This window comes from Amycolatopsis sp. NPDC051071 (assembly GCF_040682875.1).
In the GTDB taxonomy this organism is placed as follows: Bacteria; Actinomycetota; Actinomycetes; order Mycobacteriales; family Pseudonocardiaceae; genus Amycolatopsis.
This window is the reverse complement of the sequence record NZ_JBFBBY010000004.1, coordinates 69,116-92,342: the sequence shown is the minus strand read 5'-3', so window position 1 is coordinate 92,342 and position 23,227 is coordinate 69,116. Positions and strand designations below refer to the sequence as shown.

Annotated in this window: 18 protein-coding genes; 5 read left to right on the top strand and 13 right to left on the bottom strand. The window is 68.7% G+C overall.

The annotated features are described in order from the left end of the window. Positions 1–7: 7 nt before the first annotated feature. The 4 genes from AB0M65_RS02530 to AB0M65_RS02515 form a co-directional block, all read right to left on the bottom strand. Positions 8–1,387 carry a VWA domain-containing protein gene (locus AB0M65_RS02530; RefSeq protein WP_364020269.1) on the bottom strand — a complete coding sequence of 460 codons (1,380 nt, stop codon included), beginning with the start codon at positions 1,385–1,387 and terminating at the stop codon, positions 8–10. Then, the gene (locus AB0M65_RS02525) at positions 1,384–2,766 is read right to left on the bottom strand and encodes a hypothetical protein (RefSeq protein ID WP_364020266.1); all 1,383 of its coding nucleotides are present in this window, start codon (positions 2,764–2,766) and stop codon (positions 1,384–1,386) included. Before AB0M65_RS02525 ends, AB0M65_RS02530 begins: the two co-directional genes overlap by 4 nt. Next, on the bottom strand, positions 2,766–3,263 hold the full coding sequence (locus AB0M65_RS02520) for a hypothetical protein (protein WP_364020263.1): 498 nt from the start codon (positions 3,261–3,263) through the stop codon (positions 2,766–2,768). The genes AB0M65_RS02525 and AB0M65_RS02520 overlap by 1 nt, the downstream gene beginning before the upstream one ends. A gap of 72 nt (positions 3,264–3,335) precedes the next feature. Continuing rightward, entirely contained in the window at positions 3,336–3,995 is a 660-nt protein-coding gene (locus tag AB0M65_RS02515; RefSeq protein ID WP_364020260.1) for a haloacid dehalogenase type II, read from the bottom strand. A gap of 75 nt (positions 3,996–4,070) precedes the next feature. Between AB0M65_RS02515 and AB0M65_RS02510 the strand changes: the two genes are divergently transcribed. Continuing rightward, entirely contained in the window at positions 4,071–4,631 is a 561-nt protein-coding gene (locus tag AB0M65_RS02510; RefSeq protein WP_364020257.1) for a CGNR zinc finger domain-containing protein, read from the top strand. 338 nt (positions 4,632–4,969) lie between these two features. On the opposite strand, the gene AB0M65_RS02505 is transcribed toward AB0M65_RS02510, so the two are convergent. The 4 genes from AB0M65_RS02505 to AB0M65_RS02490 form a co-directional block, all read right to left on the bottom strand. Then, positions 4,970–9,220, bottom strand: a complete 4,251-nt coding sequence (locus tag AB0M65_RS02505) for a hypothetical protein (RefSeq protein WP_364020254.1) — start codon at positions 9,218–9,220, stop codon at positions 4,970–4,972. A 9-nt stretch (positions 9,221–9,229) separates the two neighbouring features. Further along, positions 9,230–10,588, bottom strand: coding sequence for a hypothetical protein (locus AB0M65_RS02500; protein ID WP_364020251.1), 1,359 nt, complete (start codon positions 10,586–10,588; stop codon positions 9,230–9,232). Continuing rightward, positions 10,585–11,262, bottom strand: coding sequence for a hypothetical protein (locus AB0M65_RS02495; RefSeq protein ID WP_364020248.1), 678 nt, complete (start codon positions 11,260–11,262; stop codon positions 10,585–10,587). Before AB0M65_RS02495 ends, AB0M65_RS02500 begins: the two co-directional genes overlap by 4 nt. A gap of 182 nt (positions 11,263–11,444) precedes the next feature. Further along, entirely contained in the window at positions 11,445–12,164 is a 720-nt protein-coding gene (locus AB0M65_RS02490) for a trypsin-like serine protease (RefSeq protein ID WP_364020245.1), read from the bottom strand. 278 nt (positions 12,165–12,442) lie between these two features. Between AB0M65_RS02490 and AB0M65_RS02485 the strand changes: the two genes are divergently transcribed. Together AB0M65_RS02485 and AB0M65_RS02480 are read left to right on the top strand one after the other, a co-directional pair. Next, positions 12,443–13,138, top strand: coding sequence for a nitroreductase family protein (locus tag AB0M65_RS02485; protein WP_364020242.1), 696 nt, complete (start codon positions 12,443–12,445; stop codon positions 13,136–13,138). A 175-nt stretch (positions 13,139–13,313) separates the two neighbouring features. Continuing rightward, on the top strand, positions 13,314–14,699 hold the full coding sequence (locus AB0M65_RS02480; protein WP_364020240.1) for a Gfo/Idh/MocA family oxidoreductase: 1,386 nt from the start codon (positions 13,314–13,316) through the stop codon (positions 14,697–14,699). A 158-nt stretch (positions 14,700–14,857) separates the two neighbouring features. On the opposite strand, the gene AB0M65_RS02475 is transcribed toward AB0M65_RS02480, so the two are convergent. Beyond that, positions 14,858–15,649, bottom strand: coding sequence for an adenylate/guanylate cyclase domain-containing protein (locus tag AB0M65_RS02475; RefSeq protein WP_364020237.1), 792 nt, complete (start codon positions 15,647–15,649; stop codon positions 14,858–14,860). A gap of 237 nt (positions 15,650–15,886) precedes the next feature. On the opposite strand from AB0M65_RS02475, the gene AB0M65_RS02470 reads away from it, so the two are divergent. Continuing rightward, on the top strand, positions 15,887–16,483 hold the full coding sequence (locus AB0M65_RS02470; RefSeq protein WP_364020234.1) for a DUF6801 domain-containing protein: 597 nt from the start codon (positions 15,887–15,889) through the stop codon (positions 16,481–16,483). Positions 16,484–16,561: 78 nt separating this feature from the next. Next, the gene (locus tag AB0M65_RS02465) at positions 16,562–17,377 is read left to right on the top strand and encodes a hydrolase (RefSeq protein ID WP_364020231.1); all 816 of its coding nucleotides are present in this window, start codon (positions 16,562–16,564) and stop codon (positions 17,375–17,377) included. Here AB0M65_RS02465 and AB0M65_RS02460 read toward each other — a convergent pair. From AB0M65_RS02460 to AB0M65_RS02445, 4 genes are read right to left on the bottom strand one after another with little or no spacing between them, the layout of a single operon-like run. Then, a complete protein-coding gene (locus AB0M65_RS02460) occupies positions 17,370–18,683 on the bottom strand; it encodes an MFS transporter (RefSeq protein WP_364020228.1) in 1,314 nt (437 codons plus the stop codon). The two genes, AB0M65_RS02465 and AB0M65_RS02460, sit on opposite strands and share 8 nt — an antisense overlap. A gap of 51 nt (positions 18,684–18,734) precedes the next feature. Continuing rightward, entirely contained in the window at positions 18,735–19,595 is an 861-nt protein-coding gene (locus AB0M65_RS02455; protein ID WP_364020225.1) for a DUF3592 domain-containing protein, read from the bottom strand. Positions 19,596–19,604: 9 nt separating this feature from the next. After that, the gene (locus tag AB0M65_RS02450) at positions 19,605–20,132 is read right to left on the bottom strand and encodes a hypothetical protein (protein WP_364020222.1); all 528 of its coding nucleotides are present in this window, start codon (positions 20,130–20,132) and stop codon (positions 19,605–19,607) included. Between the two features lie 59 nt (positions 20,133–20,191). Beyond that, positions 20,192–23,227, bottom strand: a complete 3,036-nt coding sequence (locus AB0M65_RS02445; protein WP_364020219.1) for a tetratricopeptide repeat protein — start codon at positions 23,225–23,227, stop codon at positions 20,192–20,194.

Below are 23,227 nucleotides of genomic sequence, written 5' to 3'. Positions count from 1 at the left end.
AGAAAGTTCAGGAGGTGAGGAAGGTCTTGAGTTCGTGGACGAGCTTGGTGATGTGGCCGGAGATCACCGGTGTGCCGAGATCCTTGAAACGCTCGCGGAACCACGGGTTGACACTGCCGCGGCCACCGCTGGTGACCGAGCCGACCGGGATGAACTTCGCCCCGGACCGGTGGATCGCGGCCATGCTCTCGAACAGCTGCTCGACGCGGGTCTCGTAGAAGTCGGAAATCCAGATCACCACGGTGTTGGCTGGTTCGGCGATCTTCGGCTGGGTCAGCGCCATCGCGACCATGCCGTCGTTGCCGCCGCCGAGGTTCGTGCGAAGCAGCGTCTCGAAGGGGTCGTGCACCCAAGGGGTGAGGTCGAGTGCCTGGGTGTCGTAGGCGATCAGGTGAACGTCCACTTTGGGCAGTCCGGCGAAGATCGAGGCGAGGACGGCGCAGTTGACCATCGAGTCGACCATCGACCCGGACTGGTCGACGACGGCGATGAGCCGCTGCGGTGTGGTCTTCTTCGCGGTCTGCTTGTAGAAGAGGCGATCGACGTAGAGCCGTTCTTCTTCCGGGCTCCAGTTGGTGAGGTTCTTCCAGATCGTGCGGTCGAGGTCGAGGTTGCGGAACACGCGTTTGGGCGGGACCGAGCGATCCACCTTGCCCGTCGAAGCCTTCTCGACCTGGGTGCGCAGGACTTCGGCGACCTCGTCGACGAACCGGCGGATCAGCGATTTGGCGTTGGCCAGCGCCACTCCGGACAGATTGTCCTTGTCCCGCAACAACTGTTCGATCAAGGACATACTCGGGCTCAGCTTCGCCGCGAGAGCGGGATCGGCGAGGACCTCACGCAGACGCATCCGCTTCACGAGGTCGGCCTCGATGGCGCCGAGTTCCGGCCCGATCGCCGGAAGCAGCGTGCTCAGGTCGGGTGTCCCGGCGCCGCCGGTACCCCCGAGCCCGGTCGGGCTGATGGCCTTGCCGCCGGGACGGCCGCCGCGCAACTCGCCAGGACGGCATCCCAGGGCGCGTTCGAGCCAGGCCGCGTCGGCCTGCCAGTTCGACAGCTGTCCGGCGGTGACCGTGCCGGGCGCCGCGGCGAAGACGTTGAGCAGCACCTTCGACACCAGTGCCGCACGCCGCACTTCCGCGGCCTTGTCCCGGCTGTCTTCGGTTTCGGGGACCATCAGGCCGTCGAACTCGGCGGCCAGCTCGGGGTGACGCTGGACGATGGAGTCGACCGCGACGTTCGGATCCAGCAGCGCGGGCGGCAGGCCGATGTCCTCGACCACGGCCATACTCGCCGATTCGAGCGTGGCCTGCTCATCGTTGTCGAAGAGCCGGGAAAGCAGCCGCCAGTACAGGACCTGTCGGCGGTTGTCTTCGAGTTCGGTCATGTCCGCAGCAACTTTCCGGCGCGCTCGCGCAGCACGGCCGCGGCGTCGGTGGCTGCCTTCTCGGCCTTGGCCCCGGCCTTGTCCGTGGTGCCGCCCGCCCACGCTCCGGCGTGCAGCACCGTGATCTTCTTGCGCACCGTGGACTCGACGGCCAGCGGCTGGACGCGGAAACCTCCGTCGTCCCACCGAAGCAGGCCGAGACACGCACTGGAGTTCGCGACCGCCTTCGGGGTCAGTGGACCGGCGGCGGGAAGGCGATCGGTGTCCACCGCGAGGCTGATCCCGGCGAAGGTGAACGTCAACGCGTCCTCCTCGCCCTCGGTGCCGTAGCCGTCGAGGAAGACGGGGACCGCGATGCGTGCCGGATGCCGGTCCAGTGGTGCGATCGCCGGTGTGGTGGCGGTGGTCAGTGCGACGCGAGCGGTCGCGAAGGCGTCCGCGGGTTCGCCGAGGCGGGCATGCTCGTCCCGCCAGAGCAGGTCGCCCTCGGCGGTGACCGGCATGTCGACGAGGTCCATCGATCGACCCTCGCTGATCGCCGTGAGCAGGGACAACTGCGGGCGTAGCAGCTGCCAGATCCCGGCGCCGATGATCGTGTCCGGTTTCGGCGCCGTCACACTCGCGCGCACGAGCCGCGGGGCGGTACCGTCCTCGGCTTCGAACACCGCGTGGACCTGGGCCTGCGCGGCTGTCGAGTGTTCGAGCAGGTCGACGCCGAGCGGGAGAAGACGCCCCGTGACAGTGCCGATCGCGGGCGTCGCCGCCACTCCGGGCAGGGTCAGCAGCATCCCGCGCGACCACAGGTCGCCCCAGCGCCTGGTGGGAACGCGCTCCATCGCCGCACCGGGACAGGATGCCGCGAGCTCGGCCGCGAAGCCGTCGAGCAGGACGGCCAGCCGACGCAGGCCCGGTTCCGCGAGCAGCGCCGAGATCACCGGCGCCGACGCGGAAACCAGGTCGTGGTCGATGCCTCGCCACCCGGCACGGGCAAGATCGGACAGCCAGGATCGTGCGGCCGCCAGCAGATTCGGCGATTCGGAAGCGGCTGTTCCGGGAGCCGGCGCTTCGTCGGATGTCCGCCCCGTCGCCTCGGCGATCCGCGCGACGAGTGCGTCGTGCACCGAGCCGAACACCGCGATCCTTGCCACAGCAAGGGAAACGAAATGCTCCTCCCCCGCCGCCCCGGCGGCGGTCTTCTCGGCGGCCTCGGCGACGCGCGTGGCCAGCGGCGAGCCCGCGACAGCGTCGGCGAGCTCGGTCAAACCGGTGACCTGTTGGGGACGCAGCAGTCCGGACACGAGCACCTGATCGAAGGCGTCGACGGCTGCCAGGGCCTCATCGAGACCGGCGATGGGGTCGGTGAGCAGATCAGTCCGCATCACACCACCGCCCTGGTCGGCGGGAACCACTGCAGTTCCGGCACTGGCGCCGTCGAGGGCTCGAACTCCAGATACGCCAAGTGCCGCAAGAACTGGCTGAAGACGGACGCCGCGGCGCTGTTGTCCCCTTGCGACGGCCGGGTGGCGCTCATGGTCCCGGTGATCTCCTGAGCCGTCGGCTCCGCGACCTCCACCCGCAGATAGCGCGCGACACGCTCGGCGCCGTACTGCAGGACCGCCTCGGTGATGAGCGCGAGGATATGGTTGCAGAACATGCCCCGCGCACCGCCACAGGGCCGATTGTTGTTGGTACTACAGGCGAATTCGTACGTGCTCGCCGCGACCGACGAGACGTACACGCGCCCGATGTCCGATCCGCTGGACACCACGCCCTGCACTCGCCCGTCGGCCAGTTCGACGAACGGGACCTTGGCGAGCTTGCGCGGGCGAGCGGGTGTCAGCACCCTGGCCGTACTCGCTCTTTCCCAGTCTGACAACGCATCTTCTCCTTGCGGTGGCACCTCGGTGGGGACTGGGAAGAACCTAGCGCGAGGCACCGACAGTTCTGATCAAGCGTGCCGTTCGCCGAGCTGGTCGGCGAGATCGGCGAGCCCGTCGGCGTGGAAGTCGAACCGATCGCCGGGCTTCGGTGGGTCCCCGACGGGCCGGGCGACGTACGCGGTCCGGAGGCCGACACTCTGGGCACCCCTCAGGTCCCACGCGTGGGCGGCGACCATCAGAAGGCGCTCCGGTGAAGTCTTGGCCACCTTGACGGCCAGTTCGTAGACGGCAGGGTCCGGTTTGTAGGTCTGGGCGTCCTCCGCAGAAAGGGCCTGATGCCAGCGGAGGCCCGCGTGGGCGTTGATGCGCAGAAGCGCCGATCGGCTCGCGTTGGAGAGGCCGATCAGCGGGAAGTGCTTGGCGAGCCTCGCCAGCCCTTCGACGGTGTCGGGCCAGGGCGGCAGCCTTTGTCCGATTGTCGCGAGCTTCTCGGGATTCCTTCGCCCAGCGATGAGCTGGGCTGCTTCGCGGTCGAGGACGTCGCTGGTCGCGTAGGGCCTTTCGCCGTCGACGATGCGTCGCTGCTCGGTTTCGATGTGGTCCTGCCATAGCTTGACCAGCTCATCCGTATCCGCCCGCGGCGCCGCCGCCCGGATTCCGGCGCGGATCCCGGCCGGCTCGTCGACGAGCGTGCCGAGGATGTCGAACACCAAGGCGTCGATCTCCACCGGACCTCCCAGTAAGGGTTAAAGTAGCCGTTGACCATCGAACGTACGGGAGGCCTGTAAGGGATGCAAGTAGCCTTGGACGATTACGTCTGGGCGTCTGGTGTTGCCACCGACCTGGTCAACACCGCGCCTGAGGTGTGGCACGGCGAGGATCACCTGCCTGATCTGGCCTCTCTCGTCGCCTTCGCCGAGCTTCACGGAATTGAGTCCCTTGCTTGTCGAGCAGCCGACCTGCGGGCGGTTCACGAGCTGCGCGTCAGCGTGCGGGAACTGATCGATCATCCTGAACGCGACCGGCTCGTCGACGGGGCTTCCGCCCTCACCTCACCGGCCGGTGCCCTCACCCTCGTCACCGACATTGGACGCACACGGTGGGCTGTTTCGCTTCGCCCGGACGCGAGCGTCTCCGACGCGCTCGCGCTGACCTGCGGCATCGGGATCCTCGGCGTTGTACAGGTTCTCGGCGCGGAACGGTTCCGTGCGTGTGGCGCGCCTACCTGCCAAGGCGCGTTCATCGACACCACGCGACCCGGACGGCGGCGCTACTGCATGCCGGGGTTGTGCGGGAACAGGGTCAATGTCGCCAACCACCGGGCACGCAGGGCCGAAGCGCGACTCAGGCCAGGGACCCGTTGAGGGGTAAGACAAAGGTGGCGTGGCGGATTCGGCGGCGGGAGCGGACTCTTCAGGGCCCGACACCCTTGACCGTCCTAAGGGACAGTTGTGAGATGTCGCGGGTCCAATTAAGGGGCTTTTGCGCGGTTTCGCGAGGGGGTCGTGAGTGGCAAAGAGGGTTAGAACGCGCATTGCCACTCACGACCCCCAGCCAAGACCGCACATCTAGGTATTAATCGGACATTTAACCACCGAACAGCGTCCTTTGTGGACAGTCCTACACCGGGTGACCCTCCGCCTGAAGTCAGCGGACAAGCCATCGCGGCACAGGTTTGGTCACGCCACCTTTGACTTACCCCTCAATAACCACGACCAGTCTCGAATCCGGCCAGGTCGACGACGATCACCCCGGCCTCGGTTCCGGCGACCAACGTCGGACCCGGCGCCGCGGCGAGAGCGTTGATCGGGGTCATGAGGGGGATCGAAAACATCGGCGTCCCTCGCGCCTCATCGTCGAGTCGCCAGAACCGGACCGTTCCCGACGATCCGCCTGCGGCCAGGACGGTTTGCCCGTCCGGCCGGCTGAACACGGCCGAGCAGGCCGCCTTGAATCCGTAGGCGATGGAGCTGCCGGTCGCGTAGTCCACCAGAGCGAGGTTGCCGGGAACATCGGTGATCGCAAGGAAATCGCGGTGCCCAGGCAACGGAACCGCCGCCAAGGGGAAAGCCGGCGAGCCGAACGGGTGTTCGCCGACGACCTCGGCTTTCACCGGGTCCCAAGCTTGTGTCCGGCCCTGCACGTCACCGGAAACCAGGATGGTCCGGCCGTCGGGTAGCCGTACCGCGGTCAAGGACTCGATACCCTTGTTGTGCGCCGTCGGCAGCGGGTACCCGTGAGGTGTACCTGTGTCGACGTTCCACAGCCGGATGGTCCGGTCTCCACCGAACCCACTTCCCACCGCGAGCAACGTACTCCCGGGCCCTCCACTGTCCAAAGTGGAGAGTGGCACTGCCGCAAGGGCCGTGATCAGGCCCATTCCAGGGCACTCGAAGGTCCGCGCGATGGCTCCGGTCGCCGGATCACGCAGGGTCACCCGCTCGTACTGGCCTGCCACCAGCAGCTCGCGCCCGTCCGATCCGATGACCGTCGACAGCGAACCCACCCCATCGACCGCCTCGGCCGCCAAGGAGGAATGGCGTTCGCCGGTACTCAGCCGCCACAGGTTCGCGGTGGTGTCCTCATGTGCCGTCGCGACGAATTCCGCACCGGTGGACCCGAGCACCGCCAGGTGGCCGACCGGCCCGGCTCCCTCCGTGCCATGGGCGGCCCGCCGTCCCGCGCCGGAGGCGAGCGCGGGTGACCAGATCCGCACTGTGCCGTCACCGCCCTCGTCGGCGGAGACCAGCACGGTCGTACTGGTCGCGGTGGTGACACAGGCGACCACTTCGATCCGGTTCGACCGGCCGGTACTGACCTCGCCGTTCCTCGCCTCTGCCGGCGGTAGCCTCGGATCGCACAGCCAAAGCGCCGGTCCACTGCCCACCAGGAGCAGGCCGCTCTCCGTCCCGGCGATCGCATCCGTTCGCTCACCCAGGCTCCACCGGTAATCCTTGGATTCCGACGGCTGCCATGCCCGGATACTGCCGTGCAAGCGGCGGGCCACGAGGACGTCCCCTCCCCGGCCCGGGACGGTGGTCAGCGCGGTGACCGGCCCTTGCCCACGGCTGGTCAGCTCCGACTCATGCTCGTCGAAGACGACTTCGGTGACGTCACCGCTGTCCGGCTCCCAGAGCCGCACGACACCACTTTCCGTGCCGATCGCCACGGCGGTGGGACGACCCGTGAGGCGCATCGGCGCCAGCAACACCTTGCCTTCGGCCTGGTAACGGCCGAGTTCCGCACCGGAGACGAGATCGAGCAGCCGTACCGTGCCCGCCGGGTCGGCGGTGACCACCCGCCCCTCCGGCATGGCGATGAGCCCGCTCAACCGGGTCTCTCCGGCCTGCGGCATCTCGCGAACCTCCCGGCAGGCCACCGGGTCATAGAGAGCCACCACCCCATTGCCGTACCCGACGGCGAGCAGAGACTGGCCGAGGTGTTCCACCACCGCCAGCGCGACCGCGACCCGGTCCACGGTGCCGGGAAGCTCGTCGAGCAACGCGCCGTTCCGCGGATCCCACAACCGGACCCGGCCCGCCCGCGACCGCACCGCGAGCACGGGGCCCACCGCGACCAGCTCGGCGATTCCCGATCCGTGCCCGGCCAGCGTCAGATGCGAAGAGCTGAACCCGGTATGCGTCCAGCGTGGCCACCAGTCGCTCCGCGTGGCCCGCATCGGCGGAACCGTGGCGCCATCGATCATTCTCGCGAAACCGCGGACCGCCGGCCGGGTGTCGACAGGCGTCTCCGGGAGCAGATGCCGCGTGCGGATCACCGCCCTGGCGGTCAACGACGCGTTGGGCCAGCCGAAGGAAGTGGCCACGACGGCGTTGCCGAGGGCGTGCTGGTCGAAGTGGTCCAGCGCGTCCTCGGCGGCGAGCAGCAAGTCCATGGCCTCGCCCAGCTGGGCGTGCTCGGGCAGCCGGCGCACAAGGTACCGGTTGGCGACCGGCCAGCCGTTGCGACGCCCGAGACCGACCAGCACCTTGGTGGCCTGCCAGTGCCCGGGTGCGTCCTGCCACGGGCGGAAATGCTCGACGAAAGTCTGGTGCGCCAGCCGGTAAGTGGCTTGACCGTCCTCGGCGTCGAGCATCACGTAAGGTGCGGCGGTCTCCAGCAGCTCGTCGATGTCGTTCTCGGTGACCGGCGTGTACGACAACGCGCCTGCCACCGTGACCCAGATAAGATCGGCGCGGGGCAGGCCACGGCCACGGGCGAGCGCCAACGCCTGCAACAACGGCTCCGCGGCGGCGAACCCGGCTGTCAGCCGATTCACCGCCGCGCCGAACAACACTCGATGGTCGTGCCCGATGACGTGGAGAAGCTCTTCCTCGTCGTCAAGGAGGTCGGGTCGCTGGAGAATCTCGTGCACGGCCAACCGGGCGAACAGGAATTGGCGATCCTGTCGCCGGATGATCTCGGCGACATTGTCCACAGTGGACTCGGTGAAATCGGGGCGGCCGGCGATCAGCCGCCGCCGGACGTATTCGGCGATCGCGACCGGATCACGATCGACCCAGACCAGTTCGGTGCCCGTCCCGCGGCCGAGTGCGTCGAGCAGATCCTCGTCGGCCGGTGTCTGCTGATCCGGCCCCTCCTTTGTGGACGCACGAGTACCGACGACGACCGTTCCCAGCGGAAGATCCGCGAGCCGCCGGAGTACCGAACGCGCGATGGTGACCGGTTCCTGCGCCTCGTCGAGCGCGTCGGCGAACACCGTGAGCGCGATCCGCTCGCTCCGGAGGGTCTCGACCAGCCAGTCCGCTTCGCCGCCGGTGTCCACCGCCGCCGGCTTCTCGAGACCGGCGGCCCCGGCCAGCTTGCGGATGACCTCGCTCGCGGTCAGCCCGGTGAGATGCACGACGACATCGGGTGCCGCCGGTGCGGCATCCGTGACGGGTTCCCATGCCCTGGCCCTGATCAGCAGGTCACGAAGTTCGGCGTTGGTGTGGACCAGCACGTTGCCGAGCAATGCCGACTTGCCGGCTCCCGCCCGGCCGCTCACGATCAGCATCCCGGAGGCGCTTTCCCGCAACCAGCTCAAGATCCGCTGTTGTTCCCCTACCCGGCCGACGAAGTACCAGGCCAGCTCACCATGCTCGGCGCCTTGTGCCTTGGGCACGAAATGCGCGCGCTGGTCAGCGGGCAGCGCACCGAGGAACTCCGTCAGCTCACGGTAGACGTCGACCGGCGCGGTGGTTTCCGACAGCACGCGACGACGGCGCAGTGCCGCCGCCTTGTGCAGGTCGAGCGGGATCACGCGGCCTTCCAGAATGTGCCGTTGCAGCCTGCCGACGAGGTCCTGCACACCGAGCCGCTCGTCGTGCGCGATGCGGTTCTCGATCCGGCCGACGAGGTCGGGCACCCCCACCCGTTCGTCGTTGTCGTTGTACGACGCCAGTGTCTTCGCGAGCACCCGGGCGAACTCGCCGAGATGACTCGCGCCGTCCCCGCCGACGCCGATCAAGGCGAGGCGCTCGGGGACATCGGTCCGGCTGTACAACGCGGCGCCCAGCCTGCGCACGAACGTCCCCGCCCCGCAGGCGTCGATGACGACGATGGTCCACGCCCGCTCGTCGAGCCCGCGGCGATGCCATTCGGCGATGATCGTGTCGGCCACCGTGGTCACGTTGATTCCGCGATGGGCGATCGGATCCGGGGTGTCGTGGGCGGCGAGCCAGGCGTCGTCGCCGTTCGACTCCCCATGCCCGGTCCAGAACAGAATGGAGCTGCGGGGCGCTTCGGCGTCGACCCATTCGTTGAGCCGGGCCTGGACCGCGCTCGTGGTCCGTTCCGCCTGCGGCGCGTCCCACGCCCGTTCCACGCCGCCCAGCCGGCCGAAAGCCGTGACGATCCGCGCCACCTGCTCGTCGATCCCCGCGAGCCCGGCGTGATGGCGATACTCGCCGATCGCGATCGGGATTACCTCGAACGATGACTCATCGGACATGGCGGCGCTTCAACCCCCGAAGTCTTCGCTGTCCGCCGCCAGCACCAGCTCGGTGACGGCGGAGAAACCGCCTGCCTTGACCTCCACCCGGTAGAGGCCCGGTTTCGGCGCGGCCGCCGTCGCCACCAGCGTGCCGTCCCTACGGCGTGGGATCGGTCTCGAGACACCCGCGCCGGACACGGCGTCGACCATCCGGCAGGACACGGTGTCCCCGGGGGTTTCGCCGGTGCTCACCACGATGTCGAAGGGTTTCCCGGCCTGGACGACATCGGGCACGTCCAATCCCACGACCGTCGCGCCCAAGGGCGGCCCCAGCTCCGTCTCGGTGAGCACCGCCTGAACGTGCGCGATGACCTCACTGGTCTTGGCCAGCGCGCCATGGGCCTGCGGAAGGTACACCGGTGCCACGCCGCCGGAGGCCGAGTCCCGGTAGACCGTTCCGTCGCCACCGCGGTCGATCCGGCGCACACCGTCGGTTCCCGAGTGCTCGCAGGTGTAGTACTTCGGTTCGACCACGCCGTCGCGGAGAACGAGACTTTGCATGGTCGGCTGCCACACACCGACGACCGCGCGGGCTGTTCCGGACGAGCGGGCGAGGTCGTCGTGCAAGTCGGCGGCCTGTCGTGCGAGGTCGGGGTCACCACCGATGGCCGTCACGTCGGCCACGGACAGCCGACGGGCCGTGCTGCCCTCGTCGACGCACCGGTAGGACGGCAGCAGCGCGTGTACCCCAGGGAAGGTTCGCGCGAGGTCACGAAGCCTGCGTCGTGGCAAGGGCAACGGCGTGCCGAGCCCCTGTCCGAGGATGCAGGCCGCCTTTACGGCGCCACGGAACGGGGTGCCCAGCGTGATGGTGGCACGCACTTCGCCTGCCACACCCAGCGTCGTGGTGAAGTACCGCGCCAGCAGGCCACCCATCGAATGCGCGACGAGCACGAGCTTCGCGTCCTTGCCGCCGGCGGGATGCGCCCTCCACCTGGCGAGGTGTTGCTCCGCCAGCTTGGCGAGCTCACCGGCGTTGTGCTCCACGGCGAGCCGCCAGTCGTACGGGAATTCCGCCACCGCGTCCGGGTGAGCGGCCACCTCACGGAGGCCGGAGAGCAGCCGCGTATAGGGCTCGGCGCCGCGCAGGACCGGCGCGAACGCCGGAAACCGGAGCAGCCGGGTCGCCGTGATCCGGCCGGTGCGGCCCAGCCGCTCGTCGTCGGTGACCCGCAACGCCGTCAAGGAGCTTCCCGAGGTCCACGCCCGCACATACCACCGGGGATCGGACAGCCCCCACAGAACGTCACCGGAGTCCGTGTCCACGAGTTCACTGCCCATGATTCCGGGTATGACGATCACGGCGTCCCGATACTCGTCCTTCATTCAGGACCCTGGTAACGGTCCAGCATGATGTCGCGCACCACCAGCTCGGACTGCCATCTGGCAGGCTGGTCCCGCCAGATGTTCGCGGTCCATGAACTGATCTTCAGCATCCGGGCGGACGCTCGGCCATGCTGGTAGATACCGCTGGAATGAAACGACAAGCGCAAGCCGGTGCCCTGACGGCTCACCCGGGGGACGGCGACATCCGGGATCTCCGGATAACCCCATTCCTTGCGCACACGATCGGGTTCGGTGATCACGTCGCACCAGGCCGACGACCACGGATGGAACTTGACGAGGATTTCGGCGAAAGCGGCGGGGTCGAGGTCGTCGTCGTAAAGCCGTCTGCCGAGTTCAGCGGCCACCGGTTCGGCATTGACGTGCAAGACGGAACCGTCGTGGCAGATCACCAGCACCTCTTCCTGAGGCCGCCCGGCCGCCTGGATGCTTTCGTCCGTGACGACCAGCAGCTGCCGAACCCACTCGGCGCCGCCGATCCGCAGAAATCCCGGAGTCAGACGGAGCGAGAAGTCACCGTTGTTCGTGCTCAGGAACAGTTCTCTTCCGGATGCCCCGATGAAGGCCTTCTCGACCCGCTCATCCTTGTACATCAGATGTTTCTGGAACAACTCCACGCACTGATCCTTGCCCAGCGCACGACTGTCACCGCTCATTTCATTCCCCACCCTCTTGACTCCGAATTCGCCCGCCGAAAGAACGGCGTCCGAACCCTTGCCCAGATGTCTCCCGTGACCCACGTTACAAGGACCACTGCGTGACGGCTCACTCACCCTGGGCAGGCAAAGCACGGAGCCCTCCCCGGCAAACGCCGGGGAGGGCTCCGCTTCTACCGAGGTCAGACGCCGGCCACCTGCTGGATCCAGGGCCGGTACCGCGTGATGTTCGTGTACGCCGTCGTGCTCTGCCGGTCACTGGTCGACGCGACGCCCACCTGACGGCCGGAGCCGAACATCGGGCCACCCGAGTCCCCGCCTGCCGTGATGCCGTCACCGCGGCTGGCGCACACCGCGACGCCACCGTTGTAGTCACGGCAGGCGACCGATGTGACGCGGACGTTGGCGTACTTCAGGTAGCGCGACTGGCAGTTGATCTCCGAGCCGCACTGGCTGGTCGCGCCCCAGCCGTAGACCTGCACGGTCTGCCCGACGGCGACGTCGGAGGTGGTGCCCAGCGGCGAGTACGTGGCCGTCACCGGAGCGGTCAGGCGCACGATCGCGAGGTCCGCGGTCGCGTGGCGGGTGACGGTGGAGCCGGTGGCCATGGTGCCGCCGCTCTGCTGGTCGAGGCTGCCGATCCGGAAGGTGAACGTCCCACCACCTGCCACGCAGTGCTTCGCGGTCAGGATGTATTGCGGCGCGATGATCGTGGAGGTACAGGTCTGCCTGCCGTTGGCGAAGAGCCTGGCCGCCCACGGGCCGCTCGACGCGTTCTGGCCACCGATGATCATCGGCTGGACATCGGAGGAGGGTTCCGCGGCGCCCGCCACGGGGGCGGTCGCGCCGAGCAGCGCCAGCAGGGCGGTGCCGGCGATCAGGGCGAATGAGCGCAAGCGCATGGTTCCGACTCATTTCTGCGGCCGGGGTCCGGCCGCGGGGACGGGGAACAGGGGTGCGCTGATTCTGTGACCCGGCAAGGCAAAACGGACACCGACGAAAGTCGCCCGGGTACACCTATTCTTTTCGGGCGTCCACCGTTAGGTGTCTTCTCTAGGTACCGGCACCGGGGTTTCCCGTGCTATGGCCCGTCCGATGTCCGTCCACTGCGGACGGATGGCGGCATAACCGGAGGGACATAACCTCGACGTCGGCCGCCGGTCACTCCAGAATGACCGTCATGACCGCAGCACAGTGGACCCCGACCTACGGTGACCCCTTCGAGCCGGTGCCCTACCGGCCCGCTCGACCGTCCGCGGAAGAATCGCTGGCCACCGCCGCCGATCTGCGCCGCCGGATGGACACCCGCCGCACCGTGCGCATGTTCTCGACCGACCCGGTACCCGAGCAGGTGCTGGTCGACGCCATCGCGGTGGCGTCGACCGCGCCCAGCGGCGCGCATCAGCAGCCGTGGACCTTCGCCCTCATCGAGGACGACGCGACCAAGCAGCGCATCCGCGAGGCCGCCGAAGAGGAGGAGCGCGTCTCCTACGAGGGCAGGCTGGGTGAAGAGTGGCTGTCCGCCCTGCGGCCGCTCGGCACGGACGCCGTCAAGACCCATCTCACCGACGCCCCGTACCTCATCATCGTCTTCCAGCAGCGGTACTTCCTCGACGAGGACGGCACCAAGCACAAGCACTATTACGTCGACGAGTCGGTGGGGATCGCGGTGGGGATGCTGCTCACGGCACTGCACCTGTCCGGGCTCGCCGCGTTGACGCACACACCGTCACCGATGCGGTTCCTCGGCGAACTGCTGGAGCGGCCGCAGAACGAGAAGGCGTTCGCCGTCATACCGGTGGGTTACCCGGCCGACGACTGCGTGGTGCCCAACCTCGTCCGCAAGTCGATCGACCAGGTGCTCATCCGTCGCTGACGGTCGAGGCGACCCGGGTGCGTGCGCGCACCCGGGTTGCGTGAAACATCCCTTTCCACACAGGCAAACTGCGCATTAGTGCAGTTTACTGCGCACTTTGACGCATCTCTTGACATATCTGGCGGCGGTTGGACACAGTCTTGGGCACCGAAGGCGACACGAAGGAGTGTTCTTCATGGCCGACCTGCCCCCTGTCTCCCGGCGGACACTGTTCGGCGGCGCGCTCGCCGCCGGGGCGCTCGCCGCGATCCCGACGAACGCCACCGCGGCGGAAGAAGCGGAAAGCACTCCTCGCCGTCCTGGTCAGCGCAGCATGATCGGGGTGCCGTTCGAGCGGCATACGATTGTCCGAATAGGACTCATCGGTCTCGGCAACCGTGGTATGTCGATGATCGGCGGGTGGAGTGCCGTTCCGGGCGCGGTGGTCACCGCGGTCTGCGACATCCGCGCCGAGCGCGCGAAGGCCGCCGCGGACAAGCTCGCCGCCGACGGGCGCCCGCGTCCGGCCGAGTACGGCGGATCCGCGGACGCCTACCGGAAGATGCTCTCCCGCACCGACATCGACCTCGTCTACATCGCGACGCCGTGGGAATTCCATTACCCGCAGGGCAAGGCCGCGCTGCTGTCGGGCAAGCACGTCGGGATCGAGCTACCCATCGCCACCGAGCTCGACCAGCTGTGGGACCTCGTCAACACCAGCGAGCAGACCCGCAAACACCTGTTCCTCGCCGAAAACTGCAGCTACGGCCGCAACGAACTGGCCATCCTCAAGATGGCGCACGAGGGTGTCTTCGGCGAGGTCACCAACGGGCACGGCGGCTACCTGCACGACCTGCGCGAACTCCTGTTCTCCGACACGTATTACACCGACGCGTGGCGCCGCAAGTGGCATACCCGCAGCACCGCGAGTTTCTACCCGATGCACGGCCTCGCCCCGATCGCCGCCTGCATGGACGTCAACCGCGGCGACCGGTTCGCCACGCTGCGCGCCACCGCGACCGAGCCGAAGGGGCTCGCGGACTACCGGCAGCGGCATATGCCGCCAGGGCACCCGTCGTGGAAAGAGACCTATATCAACGGCGACCTGGTGAGCTGTCTGATCGAGACCGAGCAAGGCCGGATCATCCGCGCCGAGCACGACGTCAGCTCGCCGCGCCCGTACAGCCGCATCAACAGCCTCGCGGGCAGCCGCGGGATCGTCGAGGACTACCCCGAGCGGATCTACGTCGAACCGGACCACACCGGCCACGCGTGGAAGGATTTCAAACCGTACCGCGAGCGCCACGACCACTGGCTGTGGAAGAAGCTCAAGGACGACCCGAACCTCGGCGGCCACGGCGGCATGGACTACGTGCTCCAGTGGCGGATCGTGCAGCAGATGCGCGCCGGGCTCGTACCGGACATCGACGTCTACGACTCGGCGGCCTGGTGCTCCCCCGTGCCGTTGAGCGTGCTCTCGCTGGCCCGCGGCGGGAAACCGGTCGCGGTACCGGACTTCACCCGCGGTGGCTGGTCGAAGCCAAGGGCAGGACTGGACTCGCAGCCTTCGGAGATGCCCTAGGGCGTGTCTGGCAAATCTCGTTCGTGGTCTTCGCGCCCAGGCGGCCCCTGGCGGCGCGGGCCCTTCGACCAAGTACGTCCAGTACGAGGCCGAAGGGCCCACACCACCAGGAACCACCTGGATCACGAACCCCATCGAACAGATTCGCCAGACACGCCCTAGGCCGCCGAGTACCGGGGTACGACGCGGTAGACGCGGAGGTCCTTCGGGGTTCCTTTGGCTCGGAAGTTCCGGCGCGGACGCACGATGACGGCGTCCGCGTCGAGTTCTTCGACGACGCTTCCGCTGGCCAGCACCTCGTCGCCGGCCGCGGCGGCCATGATCCTGGCCGCGATGTTGACGTCGACGCCGAGGTAGTCGTCGCCCACCCGCTGCGGATTCCCGCGATGGAGACCCGCCCGCAGGTGAGGCAGGTAGCCGTCCGCCTTGATCACGCTCACGGCGGAGCACGTCTCGTAGGCGGCGTTCACCGCTTCACCCGGGTCGGCGAAGACGGCCATCACGCCGTCGCCGAGGCCCTTGACGACGCTTCCCCGATGCCCCTTGACGATGGACTCGGTGACCTCGGAGACGGCACGGAGCAGTTCGAGGACGCGGTCGTCACCGGCCTCCAGTGCCCAGGTCGAGAAGCCGACGAGGTCGGTGAACAGCACCGTGATCCCGTCCGTGGCCCGCGGCTCGGTACCGGATCGCCGGACGGCCTGCCAGGCCTGAACGGCGGCCAGCCCCAGCTCACGGGTGGCGCTGGGCCGGTCGGCGCCCGCCTCGGTGAGCAGCCGGGCGAGCCGATCGGACGATCGGCCCGTCGACGGCGCGAGCGGGTCGGCGTCGCCGGGGACGAGCCTGCGGAGCAACCGTGCCCCGCGTACCAGTTCGCCGCGCTGATCCGTCGCACGCAGGAACCTGCGCGTGCGGAGATGCCACGGATCGGGTCGCTCGGTCACGATCAAGAGCGTAGCCGGTCCGGCGGAGTTCCCTCGACCGGAGCACCTGTCACGCGGGTTACAAAAATCCCGGCGTGATATCCCCTTCCCACCTTGCCATGACAATTCCCGATCTCGCTATTCCGCATACGCGTGACAAAATCAACGCGTAAAGAAAAAGCGACGGATCTTTTCCTTTCTCGTTGGTGACTTTCCACCTACATTCGGCTGCGAGCCCATTCAACGACGAAAGGACCCGACATCATGGAAACCCTCGCGCGAAAGGGTGTTCGCCGGTTCCGCGCGGCCGGGATCGCCGCGGTGATCGCGGGAACCGTAGTGCTCACCGCGGCCGGAACCGCGGCCGCCGCGGAAAAGAACCTCACGTACAAGGGCGGCTTTCCCCTCATCGGCGACCAGCAGGTGGCGGTGGTCGTCAAGGCCGAAATCCCGGCGACCGCGCAGGCCGGGACGCCGCTTTCGGTTCCGTTCACCCTCGACGTCGACGCGGGCCAGGCGGCGGGTGACGGGCTCCGGCTGGTCGGCGCCACGAAGGTCTCCGGCACGATCTCCTCGAAGGTGAACGTCGCGCTCGCCGGTGGGCAGTCGGTCTCCATCCCCGTCGAACTGCCCATCCCGGACACCGCGGTGCCCGCCGAAGGCCCGTTGAAGTTCACCGCGGAGGGCAAAGTCGAGTTCACCATCCCGACGGGCACACCCGCTGGTGAAGCGACCAGCAGTGTGGACGGCGCGGCGACCACGCATGTGGTGACCGACAGTTCGCTGGGCGAGTTCGACGTCCAGCTCGCGCTCGACCCGCCCGGCCAGGACACCGTTCTCGGCAAGACGACCGTCAGCTGACCCGCCGAACCCGCCCTCGGCCCCGGTCGAGGGCGGGTTCTTGACCTCCAGTCGACTGGAGGTCGCACACTGTCGATCATGTGGATTTGCGACAGGTGCGGTATCGAACATCCCGCCACCCCGGAGCCGCCTCGCTGCGTCCTCGACCGCGGCGAGGTCGGCATCGAAGAAGCCGGTGACCTCGGCGCGCACACCGGGCGCTGGTGGACGCACGAAGAACTGAACTCCGTCCCGCACAAGACCTTGCACCGCGATCACGGTCGCGGCCTGCACAGCGTGAAACGGGATCCGCACTTCGCGATCGGGCACTGGTCGTTCATCGCGACGACGCGCACGGGAAACCTGCTCTGGGATCCGCCGTCCTGGTTGGACACCGAAGTGCTCGACGTCGTGCGCGGCCTCGGCGACGTCGTCGCGATCGCCACCAGCCACCCGCATATGTTCGGCGCCCAGCTCGGCTGGAGCCGTGCGCTGGGCGGGGTTCCGGTGCTGGTCAACGAACGCAACCGGGAATGGCTGCCCGCCGCCGATCCCGCCTTCGAGTTCTGGGACGAGCGCGCCGAACCCTTGCCGGGTCTCGATCTCATCCGGCTCGGCGGGCATATGCGGGGCAGCGCGGTGGCACGCACCCCGGACGGCAGCATCCTCGCCGGGGACACCATCACCGGCGGGCTCGCGCCGGACTGGGTCTCGTTCCAGCGCAACTTCCCCAAGCACATCCCGATGTCCGGGGCCGTGGTCCGCCGCATCGTCGACCGGCTCGACGACTTCCCCTACGACCGGCTGTACACCCTTGGCGGCGACACCATCGACCGGGACGCCCGCGCCGTCGTGCACCGCAGCGCCGAAACCCACATCCGGTGGGTGAACGGCGACTTCGACCACCTCACTTGACGATGTGCTCGTCCTTGCGGCGGAAGGACAACGCGATGAACCCCGCGACGGCCATGAAGAACGCGACGGCCCACATCCCGGCGCGGAAGCTGCCGGTCAGGCCCTGCAGCCAGCCCGCCAGGTAAGGACCCGCGAAGCCCGCGAGGTTGCCGAACGAGTTGATCAGGCCGATCCCGGCGGCGGCCCCCACCCCGACGAGGAAGGCGTTGGGCAGCTGCCAGAACACCGGGATCGCGGCGAACACCCCGATCACGCAGACGGTCACCGCGATCATCACCAGCAGCGGCGAACCCAGGTACAACGCCGCCGCGATCGCTACCGCGCCGACGAACGCGGCGATGGCGACATGGCCCGCCCGTTCGCCGGTGCGGTCCGAATGCCGTGCCCACAGCACCATGGCCACGGCCGAGACGGCGTACGGGATCGCCGTGATCAGGCCGATCTCCACGATGCTGTAGCTGGTCTGGAACTGTTGCTGGAAACCCTTGATCACCTGCGGGAGGAAAAACGCGAGTACGTAGAGGCCGAAGACGATTCCGAAGTAGACGGCGCTCAGCGCGAGCACGCGCGGGTCGGTCAGCGCCGATCGCGTGCTCACCTCCTTGCCGACTTCGCGGCTGTCCTCCGCGTCGATCGCCGACTGCAACGCCGTGCGCTGGGCCGGTGTCAGCCATTTCGCGTCGCGAGGCCGGTTCGGCAGCAGGAAGAACACCACCACGCCGAGCAGGATCGAGGGCAATCCCTCGGCGAAGAACATGAAGCGCCAGCCCGCGTCGAAGCCGAAGACGCCGTCACCGTGTTCGATGAGCAGGGCGGACACCGGGCTGCCGATGACCGACGAGAGCGGCACCGCGAGGAAGAACAACGCGACGATCTTGGCTCGCTGCCGTCGCGGGAACCAATAGGTCAGGTACAGGATGATGCCGGGGAAGAAGCCCGCTTCGGCGATGCCGAGCAGCACGCGGACGATATAGAAGCTGACCTCGCCCTGGATGAACGCGGTCGCCGAGGCGACGATGCCCCAGGTGACCATGATCCGCGCGATCCAGATCCGGGCGCCGACCTTGTGCAGGATGACGTTGCTGGGCACTTCGAAGAAGAAGTAGCCGACGAAGAACAGGCCGGCGCCGAGCCCGTACGCCGCGGAGCTGATGCCGAGGTCGGCGTTCATGGTGAGCGCCGCGAACCCGACGTTGACGCGGTCGACGTAGTTCAGCAGGTACAGCAGCCCGAGGAACGGGACGAGCCGGATCATCGCCTTACGGACCGCTTGCGCGGTGGACACCTCTGCCGTCTGTTCGTCCATGGTGCACTCCTGCCCTCTTCCCGCCTGAAGATCAGAGCCTAAGGGGTCCGGTCAGAACATCGGCGGCAGGAACGCGCCGAGGTTCCCGCCCGCCGCGCGGTCGGCGGGGTCCGGATCGACCTGGACCGAGTCCGGGTTCCGCGGGTCGTAGGTGACCTTCACCGTCGAGCCACGGGACGGGGCCTGCAACGGCGGGGTGATCATCGTCGTGATCACCGTCCGCTCCCCCTCGTCCGTGGGAAACCGGACCTGCACGGTGAACCGCGGGTTCCCCATCACCCAGATGTTCGTGAACTCGATGCCGACGACGTGGCCCAGCACCTGACGGCCGGTCTGCGCCAGTGCCTGCGCGTGGTCGTCCGCCTCCGCCTTGGTCACGAAGGCCCGCACCAGCACCATCACCATGACCAGCGCCGACACCCCGGCCACCCCGGGGACCAGATACGGCTCGTAGTAAACGATCCAGTCGACGTCGGTCCAGGGTTCCGCCGCGCCGCCGCCGAGGGGCAGCCGTTGCCCGATCGACTCGGGCTTCGTCCACGACGGGATCGCGAAGCCGCTGCCCAGCGCGATACCAAGGCACGCGGCCAGTGTGCTGGCCCGGAAGCCGACCCCCATCCCCCGCAACGACATCCCGCCGCCCCACAGCATCGCGAACCCGAGCGACGAAGCCACCGTGATCGAGATGCTGAAGAACAGGACGAGTGAGACCGCCGGGCCCGTGTCGGCCCCCCACGAGCCGACGCGGTTGAGCGACATCAGCCGGAAGCCGTCGAGCAGCCCGAGGGTGCCCGACCAGCCCGCGACCGCCCACGCGAGTGTCGTGGGCACGCCGAGCAGCCAGAGGCGCGGGCTGGGGCGGCGGGCCTGCCGGGGGTCTCCCGGCAGGCCGAACTCGAAGGAGCCGAACATCGCCGCCGCCTACGCGATCGGGCCGAACACGGCGACCTTCGCCGGGTCGGCGGGGTCGACGCGGGCATCGTGGCGGGTTCCGGGCGCGTACTGCTGGATCGTCGCCAGCGGCGTGATCAGCAGCGTCGCCGTCCGGTAGGTGGTGCCGTCGGCGCGGGTGACGTCGAGCGTCGCGGTGTACTGCGCCTGCCCGGCGATCTTCCGGCCGGTCGGCTCCAGGCCGTGGACCACCAGGGTGGCGTGCTCGCAGGTGTCGTAAAGACGCCGCAGCTCGGTGCCGTAGGCCTGCAGTTCCTGCTGCTGGCGCAGCTGCTCCTCCATCGGCAGCGCCAGGAAGGCCGCCATGTCCGGGTCGGCGTTGAGGTTACGGAACGCCTGCGCGGCCAGCTGCGGCGTCGGCAGCTGCGGGGTGATGTCGTGGCCCTGCGCGGCGGCCGCCCGCCGGAACTGCTCGGCGTGCTGCTGGAAGTCCTGCGTACCCCGGGCCATGCCCTGCTGCGTCGCGTCGTTGATCTTGTCGCGGATCTTCTTGAACATCGGGTCCCGCCCTTTCGCCGTGTCGTTCTTGCTGGACACAGCTTCGGACGGCCGGCTTGCTACCGAACCCAGGTTTTCGCGTCGTCGGTGGCGTCGAGGCAGGTCAGGGGCGCCCAGAAGACCGGCGAGCGGGCCGGTCCGGGCTGCTCGCGCCAGAGCGCGAGCCGGGACCGCTGCCAGGCGTTCAGCTCGGTGACCGGGTCTTCCCCGGCGAGGGCGTTGTCGACGGCGATGACCAGTTCGGCCATCGGGTCCGCGCCCGGCACCGCGGCCGACGTCGGCAGGGCCCAGACGGTCGCGGCGACCAGCCCCGCGCCTGCCGCGACGGCGGCGAGCAGCACACCGAACGGTTCCGCCAGACCGAAGTCACTCGCGCTGGCGCAGCCGATCAGCGCCACTCGCGCGGGCATGGTGTCCACTTCGGACAGTGCGAGGTCGGCGGCGGTGAACGGCCGGTGCTCCCCGATCGGCGTGGCCGTACCGGGCAGGCCTGCCGCGCAGGACAGGTGCAGTGCGGTCTGCGCGCCGTACTCGTCACGGACGCGGCTGACGTGTCCCACGAACACCAGCCGCGAACACGGTTCGGCCAGGAGGTTCGCGAGCAGGCGCCGGTCGGTGTCGGTGCGGCGGACCAGATCGAGCCCGCGTGCGGCGGCGGGAAGGACAGGGCCGTCGGCCAGCCGCGCGTCCAGGTGCCGGATCAGCGGGGACGTCGTGTCCTGCTTGCCGAGTACGGATCCCAGTTCACCGAACGCGCTCTGGCCGGGGATCTTCGGATCGAGCAGGTAGACGGGCGGGCCGTGGGGGGCGGGTGGACGACGCGGGATCCCGGCCGGGGCCAGCAGTGAGACGTCGGCGACGTCGAGAACACGCTCGTCACTGTCGAAACAGGTGCCGATCTCGCCGAGGTCGAGCACATGATCGGCTCGCCGGTCCGGCAGGGCCAGCAGTCCCCAGTGGACACCGGCGAGACTCGGCGACGGCTGGACGCGCAGCAGCGGCCGGCTTCCACTGGCGGCAGCGCGGCGAAGCCGTTCGACGAGGTCCGCGGGCAGGAGGTTGAGCGCGAGGACCCTGGCCAGGCGCTGTTCGCCTTCGAAACTGCCGAACGCCTCTTCGCTCAGGGAGCGCCGGACGGCGTCGGCGACACTTTCGCCCTCGTGCGGGGTCGGCGACGCGGCGTCCAGGAACTCGCGGGCCGTCCCGACCAGCGCGAAATCGAGTGGATGCGTGTGGACGGTGTCAAGGTCCTCGGTGGTCCGCCAGGTGAGGAAGGTGTGCCCGGCGTCGGCGAAGCGCAGGAGGAAGGTCTCACGTCCGGGCCGGGCGGCGGGCCAGGTCTCGACGGTCCCGGTCGCGAGCGGCGGCAGACGGTACCTCTCGACGGCCTTGCCGAGCCAGGAGTCCATTTCCATGGCCGATCCCGGGGACCACCGCAGGGCGGGCGGCGGGGCGAGCCGGAGCGGGAGCGACGACGTGACGGAACCCAGGGCCGCCAAGGGAAGCCGATCGTCCTCAGTGGACGGCAGCAGCACTTCGAGGGTCGGCAGTGTCCCGGTCAGGTCGAGCGACGGCCCCTCCACTCCCGTGTACGCGCCGACCGCGCAGGTGCGTTCGATCAGTTCCGCCGCCAGCCTCGGCTCGTTCAGCCGCGTCAGCAACGCCAGCGCCAGCCCCAGCGTCGGTGCCGCGACGTCGCGTGCCCACGCCGTGCGCGCCTGAGGTGATGTGAACTCGAATCGGTACTCCGCCGCCGCCAGGGTCAGCGGGAGCAGTAAATCCAACACCGCCCGCAGGTCGTCTCCGCGTGCGAACCCGATGGAGGCCGCCACGAAGTCCGTGTGCAGGTGGTCCGACCAGTCCCCCGAGGACCGCGCCGATTCCCTGGCCCGGTCCGCGTACTCCTCCGCGGTCGTCCAGTCGCCTTCCGCCGCGGCGCAGCGGGCCAGTGCCGTGTCGACGAGGCGCAGTCCCGGAACGTCCCCGTTGGCCGTCCGGATCGTTTTCGCGTGCTCGAACTGTGCCCTGGCCTGCGCGACGTCGCCCGTATACAGCAGCAACGTGCCCAGCGCGTGGCTCGCCTCCGCGACGTCGCCGGTCTGGCCCGCCGCCGCGAGTTCGTCGCGGGCGGCGACGATCGCGGCGACCGCACCGGGGAGATCCCCGGCCAGGGCACGGGCTTCCGCCAGCCCGATGTCGGCCTTCGCGGCCAGCGGGCCGCCCACGTGCTGAGCGCTCAGCCTCAGCAGGTCAGCCCGTGCGTCGGCGTCCTCACCGGCCGCCTGGCGGATCCGGGCACGTTCGGCCATGGCCATGGCCTGCTGGTGGGTGACCCGCTCGCGGATCTCGTCGATCTCCGCCATGGTGTCCAGCGCCGCCAGGATCTCCTCGAGCTCAGCCCGCGCACCAGCCAGATCTCCGGCGGCGATCCGGACGCGCACCTCGAAGATCCGCAGTTCCATCTCGTCGGAACCGTGGACGTCGAGCAATTCGGGCGGATACTGGTCCGGCCCCGCGTCCTTGCGGAACGCCGCCCGGTGGCGCTGCCCGGCGATCAGCTCACGCGCCTTGGCGACGTCACCTTCCTCCGTGGCAAGGGAAATGAGCACACGCTCGGCGACCTCCCGGGAGCCTTCGATCATCCGCGCCTCGGCGTACTGTCCGAAGTGGACGATGGCGGCGGCACTCACCTTGAAGGCCTGGAGCACGGCGTCCGCGCATTGCCTCGCGTTGCGCAAGTCGCCCGCTGAGTAGCAGACGTGGGCCAGATCGCTGACCGCGGCGAGGTCGAGGTCGGTCCGGTCGAGCTTCCGCGCGATCTCCCGCATCCGGGCGTACTTCCGGTGCGCACCGGCGGCGTTGCGCACCGCGGCGAGCTGTTTGGCCTGGTCCTGAACCTTGGCGGCTTCGATGAGCAGCTTGTGGTACTTGCTCTCGGAAAGCGAGCACGCGGGCACTTCGCCGTACGGGGCCGGATCGAGACCGAAATGCCTTGCGACACAACGACAGTTGTAGCCATGCGAGGTCGCGGGAGTCACTTCGGGCGGGAGCGGGCGGTCCGGCGGGGTCTGGGGCGGCGGCATACCGACGAGCAC